Annotated in this window: 15 protein-coding genes; 10 read left to right on the plus strand and 5 right to left on the minus strand. The window is 33.6% G+C overall.

Annotated elements, in window-relative coordinates:
- Positions 1 to 44 precede the first annotated feature (44 nt).
- The 5 genes from J3U37_RS00935 to J3U37_RS00955 form a co-directional block, all read right to left on the minus strand.
- Positions 45 to 1340 (minus strand): 2-hydroxycarboxylate transporter family protein, encoded by a 1296-nt coding sequence (locus J3U37_RS00935; RefSeq protein WP_220218004.1) that lies wholly within the window; start codon positions 1338 to 1340, stop codon positions 45 to 47.
- Positions 1341 to 2154: 814 nt separating this feature from the next.
- Positions 2155 to 2598, minus strand: a complete 444-nt coding sequence (locus J3U37_RS00940) for a hypothetical protein (protein WP_220218003.1) — start codon at positions 2596 to 2598, stop codon at positions 2155 to 2157.
- A 235-nt stretch (positions 2599 to 2833) separates the two neighbouring features.
- On the minus strand, positions 2834 to 3277 hold the full coding sequence (locus J3U37_RS00945; RefSeq protein ID WP_267372990.1) for a hypothetical protein: 444 nt from the start codon (positions 3275 to 3277) through the stop codon (positions 2834 to 2836).
- 99 nt (positions 3278 to 3376) lie between these two features.
- Positions 3377 to 3961, minus strand: coding sequence for a hypothetical protein (locus J3U37_RS00950; RefSeq protein ID WP_220218001.1), 585 nt, complete (start codon positions 3959 to 3961; stop codon positions 3377 to 3379).
- Between the two features lie 190 nt (positions 3962 to 4151).
- Positions 4152 to 4856, minus strand: a complete 705-nt coding sequence (locus tag J3U37_RS00955; RefSeq protein ID WP_220218000.1) for a lipopolysaccharide core heptose(II) kinase RfaY — start codon at positions 4854 to 4856, stop codon at positions 4152 to 4154.
- 529 nt (positions 4857 to 5385) lie between these two features.
- On the opposite strand from J3U37_RS00955, the gene J3U37_RS00960 reads away from it, so the two are divergent.
- The 10 genes from J3U37_RS00960 (at position 5386) to J3U37_RS01005 (ending at position 13336) form a co-directional block, all read left to right on the plus strand.
- Complete coding sequence (locus J3U37_RS00960; protein WP_267330050.1) at positions 5386 to 6120, plus strand: GntR family transcriptional regulator; 735 nt, start codon at positions 5386 to 5388, stop codon at positions 6118 to 6120.
- Positions 6121 to 6129: 9 nt separating this feature from the next.
- On the plus strand, positions 6130 to 6978 hold the full coding sequence (locus J3U37_RS00965; protein ID WP_267372991.1) for a class II aldolase: 849 nt from the start codon (positions 6130 to 6132) through the stop codon (positions 6976 to 6978).
- Between the two features lie 22 nt (positions 6979 to 7000).
- A complete protein-coding gene (locus tag J3U37_RS00970; protein ID WP_267329942.1) occupies positions 7001 to 7459 on the plus strand; it encodes a PTS sugar transporter subunit IIA in 459 nt (152 codons plus the stop codon).
- Between the two features lie 11 nt (positions 7460 to 7470).
- Positions 7471 to 7758 (plus strand): PTS sugar transporter subunit IIB, encoded by a 288-nt coding sequence (locus tag J3U37_RS00975; protein ID WP_220217996.1) that lies wholly within the window; start codon positions 7471 to 7473, stop codon positions 7756 to 7758.
- Between the two features lie 2 nt (positions 7759 to 7760).
- Entirely contained in the window at positions 7761 to 9107 is a 1347-nt protein-coding gene (locus J3U37_RS00980; RefSeq protein WP_267330052.1) for a PTS galactitol transporter subunit IIC, read from the plus strand.
- Positions 9108 to 9307: 200 nt separating this feature from the next.
- Positions 9308 to 10840 (plus strand): FGGY-family carbohydrate kinase, encoded by a 1533-nt coding sequence (locus J3U37_RS00985; protein ID WP_267372992.1) that lies wholly within the window; start codon positions 9308 to 9310, stop codon positions 10838 to 10840.
- Positions 10818 to 11852 (plus strand): zinc-dependent dehydrogenase, encoded by a 1035-nt coding sequence (locus J3U37_RS00990; RefSeq protein ID WP_267372993.1) that lies wholly within the window; start codon positions 10818 to 10820, stop codon positions 11850 to 11852. Before J3U37_RS00985 ends, J3U37_RS00990 begins: the two co-directional genes overlap by 23 nt.
- An 82-nt stretch (positions 11853 to 11934) precedes the next feature.
- On the plus strand, positions 11935 to 12306 hold the full coding sequence (locus tag J3U37_RS00995; protein ID WP_267372994.1) for a hypothetical protein: 372 nt from the start codon (positions 11935 to 11937) through the stop codon (positions 12304 to 12306).
- A 14-nt stretch (positions 12307 to 12320) separates the two neighbouring features.
- Positions 12321 to 12956, plus strand: a complete 636-nt coding sequence (locus J3U37_RS01000; protein ID WP_267329946.1) for a histidine phosphatase family protein — start codon at positions 12321 to 12323, stop codon at positions 12954 to 12956.
- An 83-nt stretch (positions 12957 to 13039) separates the two neighbouring features.
- Positions 13040 to 13336: a GIY-YIG nuclease family protein gene (locus J3U37_RS01005; protein WP_267372995.1), complete on the plus strand. Its 297-nt coding sequence runs from the start codon at positions 13040 to 13042 to the stop codon at positions 13334 to 13336.
- Positions 13337 to 13379: the final 43 nt, after the last annotated feature.

The raw sequence follows: 13379 nt of genomic DNA on the forward strand, positions 1-13379 counted from the left end.
GCTTAGAATATTTTACATTTAATCTACATTGTTAAATTTTGCTATTACATATGTAGGTATCTTAATAGCGCAGTAGTACAAATCACCATTAACGCTCCACCTAACCTTGTTGCAACCTGTGCAAAAGGCATTAAGTTCATTCGATTTGCGGTTGAAAGTATTGCTACATCACCTGTTCCGCCCATGCCGCTTTGGCAAGACGAAATAATAGAGGCTTCAACCGGATGCATTTTTAAGAAGAAGCTACAGACAAAACCAGTCATAGAAACGGTAAATACAACCGAGATAATGGTAATAAAATATGGGATGGTTAGTACTTTAACTACACTTGCTAGATCAATATATAACAAGCCTAATCCCGCCATTAATGGAAAGGTAAAGTTGCCTGAGATAAATTTGTACCATTGCTGGCTACCACGCTCAACGCTTTGTGGTAATAAGCGAAAATATTTCACCACAGCCGTTGCAATAATCATTAACACTGGCCCCGGAAAGTGAGTGATTTTTTCTAAAATCATACCAAAAATAAATAGTGTAGCTAAAATCATAACAGCCCCACTCATTGCCCGAGCATCCAATGGTGTTTTGTCTTCTTTTAGGGCATCAGCTAGCCCGTCAAATTCGATTTTGACCAATTGACCTTGACCACTCAAATGAGGTTTAACTTCACCAATTCGGCTGATAATAGCGGTGAAGGTGATAGCAAAAAAGTTACCCACAACAGTTGCTGGTATTAATGCACTGACAAATGAATCATAATCTTGGTTTAAAATATTACTATAGGCATTAGAAAGTTGTAATACACCTTCACCAATTCCACCAGCCATAACCGGTGATACCGTATAGAAAAAAGCATGTTCCCACGTATCGCCAAACGCTACTGCGACTGACACCCCAACTAATGCTGCCAAGCACATGCCGAGCAACATTGGGATCATCATGCGAATAAAACCTTGTATCAAAATAACGCGATGCATGCCAAGAATACTGCCACAAACTAAACTTGCAATATAAAACAACAGAAAATTAGATTCCTTCATTAGCATTTTAGTTGCTGCTAAGGTATTGTCATCAAATACGCCATAGTAGACTAATAAAGAGGGCACAATTAAAGATAATATTGCAGGTGCACCAAATTTTTTGAAAAAAGGAATATTTTGTCCTAAGGTACCTAGGCACCAACCGAGTGGTAAAATCACCGCGAAACCACCAATTAATGTTCTTGGTAGCATATCTAATTGTGCGGCGATGATAACGATAATTGAACAAACGATAAAAATAGGTAGGGGTAATGATCCGATGTAGATTTTGTTTTCTTTTAACTGTTGCATCATGCTCATAGCTAAACCTCTTGTAAGATAGTTTTTTATAGTACAAATCTAGTATAGTTAAGGAACAAGAAATCAGAAGATTAAGAAAGTTAACTAACTAGTTTTGTAATTAATGTAAGTTAGTTTAAATAATTAGCAGCAGTAACAGTCATTAAAGTGGGTTTAATAAGTGTATAAAATTTAAATTAAATCAGAAAAATATTTAATTAGCCTGATTATTAGATGCAAAAGGAAAAGAGCAATAAGCTATATTTATATTGACAGTGCCAACTTGTTTTATCATAAGAGTGGCATAGGTGTTCGATTAATTTTATTACATGGTAATGGGGAAGATTATCCAATTTCTTAAAAAAAGATAAACATCAGAAACGAGAACGCATATTAGTCCATAATTTATACTGAAACGATTTTTTATAGCATGCAGTAAAGCAATGCAGAAAGAAATTATAAAAATAAGAAAGTTAGTATAATTAGTTAAGTAATTAAATTAAGTGTCTTATTAATTTTATGATTGATTTATCGAGACTTTTAAGTTTTAGCTATCTTTAAAATGGAAGAAATTAGTAATGACTAATGTAATAGAAAAGAAAGAGTGTTATAAGCATTTTAATTAAAAAATGGATTGATGCCTAATTTTGCCTATTTATCATTTAAAAACCATGCACCGCAAAATTTTAAATCAAATGTCCGACAGTTTTGCTTTTTTGTCCTGCAGATAATGAGTAATTAGGAAAGATGTAGAAATAGTTAAAAGTTTAGTTCAATTAATGTAAAAAAAAAGATATTTGCTTGCTTGTTAACTTATAACTGAATGACAAGTTTTTTATTCATCCCTTATTTTAATTAATTGAAAGCCATTTTCAGTTGGTTTAATTTCAAAGGTTCCTAAATCTCGAACTGTTTTATCTTCTACGCCTTCACAGTCGCCAGAACGCTGGAATAAATTGATCTGTAATCGAAGATGTGTTTCATCAATTTTTTCAAAAGTACCTTCCGAACCGGTAAAACAATCGTTACCACACCTAGCAGAGTATTTTGATAAGAAAGTACCATTAGTATTAAAAGTTAAAGAGTTACCGTAAATAAATTTCGTTCCATCCGAACTTATATGTAATCTTTCAGCGGGGGGATTGGATAACTCAAATAAATCCAATTCATGATTTACTACTTTATTAATTTGCCAAAGATCATTTTTCCAAAAGTCATTTATGTCATTTTGTGCAAAGCTATAAAATGGAAGCAATAATAAAAAAAGAATTTTTTTCATGATGAGTTTTACTTTTTAATAAGTCTTGATAAGAATTGTGTATAGATTTTAGACTAAAAAAAACCGTTCCTCAACTTTTTATACATCAATGAATCAACTATTTTTGTATTATTTATCTAATAGATAAATAATAATTTAGGGAATAATAAATTAAGGAGTTAGTTTAATTAATATACTGAAAAGAAGGATATTACTTGCTTATTAGCTTCTTAGCTTATTATTTTATAGCTAGTCTTCATTCATCCTTTAATTTAACTAATTGATAGCCATTTTTAGTTGGTTTAATTTCAAAAGTTCCTAAATCTCGAAGTGTTCTATCTTCTACGCCTTCACACCAGCCAGAACGCGCGAATAAATTGATTTGTAATCGAAGATGTGTTTCATCAATTTTTTCAAAAGTACCTTCCGAACGGGTAAAACAATCGTTACCGCAATCAGCAGAGTATTTTGATATGAAAGTACCATTAGTATTAAAAGTTAAAGAGTTACCGTAAATAAATTTCGTTCCATCTGAACGTATCTGTAATCTTTCAGCGGGGGGATTGGATAACTCAAATAAATCCAATTCATGATTTACTACTTCATTAATTTGCCAAAAATCATTTTTCCAAAAGTCATTTATGTCATTTTGTGCAAAGCCATAAAATGGAACCAATAATAAAAAAAGAATTTTTTTCATAATGAGTTTTACTTTTTAAAAAGTCTTGATAAGAATTTTGTATAGATTTTAGACTAAAAAAACCGTTCCTCAACTGTAACTTTTTTTGAGGATGCAGTATTAATGTAATAAACAAGCTTGAATTTTATCGACTTCTTTATTGAGTGCATCAATAACTAAATCTGGGTGGGCTCTTTCTAAGGTTTTTACATTTTCAAACCCTTCATTGCCAATAGAACCAGTATATTGTTGAGCTTGTTTGATATTGCTAAATAGGTAACGGATATTTTTGGCATTGCGAGTAGCGGTTAATGTATAACTAACAAAGTATTTAGATTGTGATTGATAATTGGTAACAGCGTTAGCAACAACATTATTACCTTCAACTAACTTGATAGTATCGCCACCATTTATCGTAATTGCTTGTTGAGTGGGCATATTATAATATGGCCACCATGCTGAACTGAGATAGTTTTCACGGTTCAAAACCACTGGACTATTATCAAGTTCTTGCGCAATACAGAGTGATAAAGAAGAATGAAGGACGGTAATAGGTTGTGAAGTACTGTATTTATTTATGATATCCACACCAGACGTGTTTTGAGTAATTTCTACACCTTCTGTTTGATAGATTGACAGCATTTTCTGAGAAGAACAACCAGTTAGTAACGCAACTAAAACAGTAAAACCAATTAACTTTCTCATAACTCATCCTTCTTTGCTTGATTAGTTTAATTCTAAACGGTTATAAAAGTATTTACCAGTATTTAAAACAGAAGGATTTAGATATTTTTTAGCACTAGAAACTATCAAAAAAATTCTATTTATTATAGTGAATTAGTTATAATTTTTTAAAGAAAAATGAGAGAAGTTTGTTTTTCTCCCATTTGATTTATTAATCTTCTTTCCCGCGAATTTTACGTGATAACCGTTTAAATCCGTGAGTAAATTTTTTAATTGCCATAGCCAGGAAAGGAACGTTAATTTTAATGCCAAAACGCTCACGCAATTCGATTGCATCATTGGCTTTAGTTAACCAAATAAAACCGGAGTTAGTTAAGTCGATTGCTTTGATTTTACCCTCTGGAGTTAAAATAAAGTTACCACCATGAACATCGTTTGAAACAAGATTATAACTATGCAGTTTTTCAATACATGCTTTAACTTGCTCTCCATATTCACGCATTTCATCCCATGTTAATGAACGTCCTTCTATAAAATTAAAGATCATATAGTGGCGATTGGTGGTTTTATCAAAAGCGACTAAATAGAGTTCATAAGCGATATCGCATTTATCCAACGAAATTTTAGCCAGCTTACGAATTAGATTAAAATAAAAATCACCAGTGATTTTAGCAATAAGTCGACGTTCTAAACGATGCTCAACACCGCCATCTATTTTGAAAATAAATTTAGATTGATTGTGATTAATTAGATAAGTATATCTCTCAATTTTATCACTTGGATCGAGTAGCTCATGATGTCCTTCTTCGGACAAAAATTGGTCAAAAAGTTCCAAATAATTTATCTCATCATTTTGTACGTAAGCGAACTTCATATTGCCGCGCTCGATTTCAATAATGTTTGCAAAGTTATTCAAGTTTTAAAGTCCTAAGATACATCAAAAATGAGTTTATCTTAAACACTATCAAGCTTAAAGTAAATGAAACAGTCGATATTAACGGGCGAAGTTTGCGAAAAGATATCGGTTACTAGCTAGCTCAAATGTAATTAGCTTAAAAATTGTTAAAGGTAAGTAACCCATTTGTTGGATGCCGTTTTTATTTATGCCTCCGTGTGTTTACTATTAATAATGTTAAATCTATCTTTAATCTGCCAAGTAATTTAGCCTGACTATCGAATAAAAATAAACTTATCGTTAAATAGCGCTTTGAAATATGACTTTTTTATTTGCAAAATAATTTTATTTCTTCAACAATTCCTTATTGTTATTTAGCATCTTGTTATCTTTAAGATATACCAGAACTAAATACAGTCAATTATCTAAATTTTATTGATAAATATTAAAATGTGATTAAACTCACATTTTGTTTAAAAACTAGTTGTCCATAGTTGTACATAGTTGTCTATGGATGTATATTTAACTTAACTAATATTTGGGGTAACCAATGAGTATCAACAAATTTTCTAGCACACCTCTTTATGTACAAGTCAAAGAGTGGATAAGAAATCAGATTTATCGTAATGATTTAAAAGCGGGTGACAGAATCCCGTCGGAAAACGAGATCATGAGCCTACTTTCTGTTAGTCGAGGCACAGTTCGAAAAGCGGTAGAGTTACTGATTAATGAATCTGTGCTGGAACAGATTCAAGGTAAAGGAACGTATGTAAAAGCTGAAAACATCTCTTATCAATTAGGTTATGGACTACAGTCATTTGCCGAATCGTTAGAAATGCAGCACGTCAAGTTCACCACCGAGGTTATCACCAAAAGAGTAGAGAAAGCAAATGAATATATTAGTGGAAAATTACAAGTTCCGCTTAACGCAAATATTTTTTATATGGAAAGGGTAAGAAGCGTCAATGGTGAAAAAATCATGTTTATTGAAAACCGAATCAATTTAGCTTTATGTCCTGAAATAGAGCTGGTCGATTTTACCAAACATAGTTTATTTAACCAAATTGAACGTATTACCCATAAAAAAATAGATCATTCGGACTGCCGTTATTCAGCCCGAGTGGTAGGTAAGGAGCGGGCAGATATATTAAATATTAGTGATATCTCCCCCGTTCTTCATTTAGAACAATTAGTTTACCTTGATAATGGTCTACCAATCGAGTTTGGTAATGTATGGCTAAAATCAAACGTAAACTACTTGGGGACAACACTTAGACGAAAGTAGGAGTTAGTTATGGCATTAGTCAATGGGTATACTTTATTAGGTGAAGCTAAAAAACAAAAAACATTAGCTGGCGCATTTAATACAACAAATTTGGAAACAACTTTAGCCATATTAGATGCAATTGAAGAGAGCAACATACCAAGCATGGTGCAGATTGCACCGACAAACATCGTGTTATCGGGTTATAAATATATTGTCGATATGGTTCGTAATCGAGCTAGTACCATGACGACACCATTTTGTCTGCATTTGGATCATGGCAAAACTTTTGAAGATGTTAAGCAAGCGGTTGAGGCTGGTTTTACCTCAATTATGATTGACGGCTCTCATTTACCTTTTGAAGAAAATATTCAATTGACAAAAAAAGTGGTCGATTTTTGTGGTGGATACAATATTCCGGTAGAAGCAGAGTTAGGTGCCATCACCGGTAAAGAGGACGATGAAGTTAATGAAGCCGATCGCAAAACCGATCCTAATCAAGTTCAAGAATTTGTTAAACGAACTGGCTGTGCAACTTTGGCTGTATCAGTTGGTAATGTGCACGGTTTTGAACAACAGCCCAAAATAGACTTTGATTTACTTGGCAAACTATCCGACATATCTCCCGTATCATTGGTTATCCATGGTGGCTCAGGAATTGATGATCAAACTTTGCAAAAAATCAGCCAATATAATGTTGTTAAACTCAATATTGGTGGTGATTTGCGTAGAGCTTATATTAGTTCAATTGGTAAACAATATGTCGCTAATAATAATGAATATAATCTTATTAAAGTATTGTTAAAAGCAAAAGGCGATGTGAAGCAAGTTGTTTACAACAAAATACTATCTATGAATTTATTAAACATTCATCGTTAAACTAACGTCATAGGTGGTAAATATGCAATTAGAACAATTGGATGACAATATTATTTTTTTAAACAAAAGCTTTGAAAGCCGAGAAGCAATGTTTGAAGCCATTAGCCATGAATTATTAGCAAATCATTATGTTACAGAACAATACTTACAAAAAGTTATTGAACGAGAAAATGAACATCCAACTGGATTTAAATTAAAAACCCTTAATGTTGCGATGCCTCATGTTGACAGTGAGTTTGTAAAAAAAGATGGCATGTTTGTTGTGACCAGTAAACAAGGCATTATTTTTAAAAATGCCGAAACTGATGAAGACCTCTCCGTCAATATCGTATTTGGTTTACTGTTAAAACAATCCGATACCCACTTAACTTTTTTAATGAAATTAGCATCATCGTTCAGCAATGATCAGATTTTGCAAAAAATAGTTGAAAGTAATAACAAATTTGAAATCAAAAAAATCTTAAAAGATATTTTGAAATAAGGAGCTTTATTATGAAAAAAAGAATCATTTTTGCCTGTACCAGTGGTATTGCAACTTCAACTATTGCAACTGAGAAAGTTAAAAATTATTGTGCCGAGCATGGTATCGAGGTTGAAAACATTCAGTCTGATGTTGCAACTGTACAATCTCAAGACGGTATGGCTGATTTAATTATCGTGACTTCTAAAGTGTCTTATCAATTAGAGAAAACACCAATTATCAATGGGGTACCTTTAATTACCACTATAGGTGAAGAAGAAGTCTTAGCCGAAATCGTTAGGATCTTGCAAGGAGATTGATTATGGCTGATAAGTTACTTGAAATTGTCCAATACATTTTGGGCTTCGGGCCGACCGTCATGTTACCTGTTGTCATCTTTATAATGGCACTGTGTTTAGGGGTAAAAATAGGGCGGGCAATTCGTTCATCATTAACCATTGGAATGGGCTTTGTTGGTATCTTTGTTATTTTTGACTTGTTAGGAACCAGTCTTGGCAGTGCAACAACTGATTTAGTTGAACATGCCGGAATTGATTTACCCGTCATTGATCTTGGGTGGCCACCGTTAGCAGCAATTGCTTGGGCTTCACCGATTGCCCCTTTTGTGATTCCAATGACCATTATTATCAATATTGTGATGTTAACCGTTAATTGGACTAAAACTGTCGATATCGATTTATGGAATTTCTGGCATTTTACCTTTGTTGGTGCGCTGGTTTATAGCAGTACTGGCAGCTTTGTCTATGGATTGATTATAGCAGGGGTTACTGCTGTGATAACTTTTGTTTTGGCTGACTGGTGTGCGCCTATGATTCAAAAGTATTTTGAGTTACCCGGTATATCACTTCCGACACTATCATCTGTTATCTTCTTTCCTATTGGTGTGTTAGGTAATCTTATCTTAGATAAAATACCGGGATTACAAAAATTGCATGCCGATCCTCAAACGATACAAAAAAGATTTGGTATCTTTGGCGAACCGATGATGATTGGATTTGTCATAGGTGGCGCAATTGGTATAGCGGCGGGTTATGATGTTAAAGGGATTTTAAACTTAGCGATTAATCTTGGTGCTGTCATGTTAATTATGCCAAGAATGGTTAAATTACTCATGGAAGGATTGTTACCATTATCCGATGCAGTGAAGCAATTTTTAAATAAAAAATTTCCTAACCGAAAAAATTTATACATTGGTTTAGATATTGCTGTTGCGGTTGGGCATCCATCGGTGCTTTCTACTGCACTTTTACTTATTCCCGTTGGATTGATTTTATCAATCATATTACCCGGTAATAGGTTATTACCACTTGGCGATTTAACCAATATTTGGGTACCTATTTCCATGGTGGTATTGGCTTGTCGTGGCAATATTGTGAGATCATTTATTATCGGCATACCTTGCTTAATTGTGAATCTTTATGTTGCTTCAGCAGTGGCGCCGATAATTACCAACATTGCAAAAAGTATTAATTTCCCGGTAAAAACTGACGGTGAATTTTCAAGCTTATTAGATGGTGGTAATCCCTACCGTTTTTGGGCAGTGAAAGTATTTGAAGGAAATTATATCGCTTTAGCGTTAATTCCAATAATTTTCATCACTTGTCTTTTATTGTATCGCCACACTAAAAAAACATGGGATCTAGCCTAAAAAAATAACGTATACCCACTATAAATAACACTTTTAATTGAGGTAATGAATCTGATAAGGCAACTTATCGGAATGGAGATAGCTACACTTTTTTTCAAGATGAATAAATTTAACCATATGATTAATTTGTTATTTTATAGTGGGTGTACACTCAATTTGCTTGAAAACTATCGAGCGAAAGGGTAAGTAAGGAGGTTAATATGTACTCGATTGGGATCGATATCGGGACAACAAATTGTAAATTATGTGTTTTTGAATTGCCTTCACTAAAACTGGTTGATAGCGTTGCTTTTCAAACCCCTAAAGTGATTTCAGAATATGGATCGGACTTTGATATTACATCGTTATATAACCAGCTTGAAAAGGCTATCATTACGCTTATTGGTTCATCTTCTCAAGCGCAAAATGTTAAAAATATCGTTATTGCAAGCGTAGGTGAATCAGGTGTACTGATTAATGAAAAAGGTGAGGTGGTAGGCCCGGCAATCACTTGGTATGACACCAGAACTAAGAAAAATGTAGCAGAAATTAATCAAAAATTCACCGATGATGAGCTTTATGCAATTACCGGTATTCCTGTGCATAGTAACTATAGTTTAACTAAAATTTTATGGATTCGAAAAAACATTAATTTGGATATCGATAAAGTTAAATGGTTATGTATTGCCGAATATATTGCTTATAAATTGACTGATGTAAAAAGAGCAGAGCCTTCACTTGCGTCAAGAACGCTGGTTTATGATCTGAAAAATCATTGTTGGTCACAAAAAATTGCGTCAGCTTTTGCGCTCAATCATCTATTTTGCGATCTTGTTCAATCCGGCAAAAATATTGCGAAACTTAAACCAGCGTTGGCCCAAAAACTCAATTGTAGTCAATCAATCATGGTTTCAATTGGTGGTCATGACCATATGTGTGGTTCGATCGCAGCCGAACTTAAACCGGGTGAAATTCTAAACTCAACCGGCACCACTGAAGGATTACTGTTATTACGTAATCAAGCCAATTTTGACAACGGTTTTTTAGATAGTCATCTATCAAATGGGCAATATGTTATTGATGATTTATATACGCTTTATGCTTCGCTTCCGTCAGCGGGATATAGCATTGAGTGGTTTAAACGATCTTTTTCGGTGAGTGATGATGAATTTAATCAATTAATCGATTCATTGCTTGGCAAACTGACCGATTTACCTTACCTCAAAGCAAATCTATCAATCTTTATTCCGCATTTGCGGGGAAGTGGACCACCTAAGCGTAATATTGATGCCAAAGGGCTTTGGTATGGGTTTGATGAAAACAGCACTTTATCAAATATATTATTGGCTGTTTTTCAAGGATTGTGTTTTGAATTAAAAAATACCTTGACCACTATTGAGCAATTAACCGCAAGCTATCACCCCATAATAAAGGTAATCGGTGCGGCGGCAAAAAATCCACTGTGGTTGCAGTTAAAAGCCGACATTCTTGGTCGAGAAATCATATCGTGTAATATCAAAGAAGCGGTTTGCAAAGGCGCAGTCATGTTAGCCGGATATCAAAATCACTATATTGATAAAAATTCAGATAAGCAGAGTGATAACTATATGGTTCGGTATATCCCCAATTTGCAAATAAATCACTATTACAATTCCGTTTTTAAACACTATTACCAGCCATTTTTTGATTTAAAAAACCGTTTAGAATTTCAAAGTAAAAAGGACAATAAAGATGAAAGCGTCAGTATGTTATAAACAAAACGATTTAAGAACAGAGGATCTTCCCATTCCTGATATTTCTGATAATGAAGTATTGATAAAAATGCTCGCCTGTGGTTTGTGTGGTACCGATATTCAAAAAATTAGGGGCGATAGTGTTAATAAGCCTACCGTGCTAGGACATGAAGTAGTCGGTGAGATTGTTAAAAAAGGCCAAAACGTTGATCGTTTTGAGCTAGGCGATAGAGTTATCACCGCAATACATGTTCCTTGTTTTACTTGCCACTATTGTAATAAAGGACATTACACAATTTGTGAGCAATTTAGAACAAATAATATCGATCCCGGTGGTTTTGCCCAATTTATTCGTATTCCCGAATTACATTTAAAGCATTTGACCCATAAGGTTTCCGATAGTGTTACAGATGAAGAAGCTACCTTAATTGAACCTATTGCTTGTTGTTTGCATGGTCTTAAGCAAGCAGATATTAGACCTAATGATAGTGTACTTATTATGGGCGCCGGAACAATCGGCATCTTACATGCGCAGTTAGCCAAAATTAAAGGCGCAAATAAAGTCATAATTAGTGATATGTCTGAATTTAAATTACAAACAGCACTAAAAGTAGGATGTGATTATACAATTAATATTGCAGAGAAAAATATTTTTGAAGAAGTGAATAAAATCACCCATGGGCAAGGTGTTGATGTTATTGTTATTGCTGCCGGGGTTTCATCATTAGTGTCTGATGCAATTAATCTGGTAAGAAGGGCGGGGAAAATCATTGTCTTTTCCGGGTTTGATAAAAATAAAATGGTGAATATTGATGCCAGCCGTTTCTTTAAGGATGAAATTAGTATTATCGGCACTTATTCGGTGACACCTTATGAGTTCCCGGAAGCGTTAGATCTGCTTGAGAAGAAAAAGCTCAATACTCAAGAAATGATAACGCACATTTTTCCTTTAGATAAATTAAGCGAAGCGATTGATTTATCGACTGATCCTAAACAATCAGTATTAAAAGTTGTCATAAAAACTGAACTATAACAAGCCAATTACTTTGTTTAAAACAGCACAATCATTGGCAATGATGAGATGAGCAAAATTTAGTATTAATAAGGTAGAACAGATGAAAAAAGTATCGATTATTCTGATTTTAGTCGTGTTATTGGTTAATTTTTATTCTATCAGTTATGGTTTATATTCGAATTTTGCTCATTCTCAATTAGATGTTTTTTCAACACTGCTTTACTTGGTCATACTGTGCTGTATTGCGCTGTTAATTTATTTGATTATCAAAAAAAATCAGAACACGCCAATTTATCTCACTTTTTACTTTTTTCTTTGCTTAATTACCACAACGGTAGAGATTATCTATTTATCTTCACTGCAAATCGGTACAGGTAACAATATGATTTATTTTTTGATCTATTTTTCACTATTTATTTATGTCATCAAATCAATCAGCCTCAAAAAATATTTCTCTACTTCAAAAAATTGAAAGGTATCAACTTTATGTTTAAAAACATCAATCTTTATTTTGTCCGCCATGGTGAAACAAAATGGAATCAATTACAGTTATTTCAAGGATCATCAGATTCTCAACTCACTTTAAATGGTATTAATCAAGCAAAATTAACTGCTAAAGCAGTAGACAAGGTGAATTTTGTTAACGCTTACGTAAGCCCACAAAAGAGGGCTGTTGATACTGCAAAGCTTATTATTAATAACCGAGATATTTCCTTAAATTTGCATGAAGGATTAAAAGAGATTGATTTTGGTCAATGGGAGGGTAAATTTGTGCCCGATTATTATGCTGACCCAAACTTTATCTATTTACAAACTGATGCCCAAAAATATTCAATAGCTGACAATCAAGGAGAAGATTTTAGAAGTGTATTTATGCGTTCCATACAGGCAATTGACGATATCATAACTGAAAATCATCATGGAAATATTTTAATTGTTTCGCATGGTTCATTGTTAAGACAACTGATTTATGTTCTTACGGGTGGAAATTGGCAAGAACATTTACAAAATACAGAAATTTTAGCAAATACCAGCATTAGCATTATTAATTATAAACAAGATGATATTGACTCGTGTGGTTATTTTACGTTGACATCGATTAATCAAACCAATCATCTCTAATAATTGAACGGGACTTTACTGATTAAATTGGTTAAACCGCGTATTATATCCATCTAAATTACATCTGCATTTTAAATTTGGTTATGGGTTATCATTCTGCTATTTGGTTTTTGTATATTATCAGAACGGCTAAACACTCTTTATATACCGGTATCACAACTGATGTCGCCAGGCGTTTACGCCAGCATCAAAATGGTAAAGGTGCTAAACACCTTAAAGGGCATCATAGTTTAACCGTTGTTTATCAAATCAGTGTCGGTGACAGATCAACCGCATTGAAACTTGAGTATCGTATAAAACAGCTTTCAAAACAGAAAAAAGAGCAACTGGTGGCAAATGCCCCCGACTTAGTGAATTTATTAACCTTAATCAATCGATGATTTGCTCTCTTGCTGAATATTGAATGATACCATTGTCCCGATT

Origin of the sequence: Gilliamella sp. B3172, from assembly GCF_026536465.1 — a bacterium.
Classification (GTDB): Bacteria; Pseudomonadota; Gammaproteobacteria; order Enterobacterales; family Orbaceae; genus Gilliamella.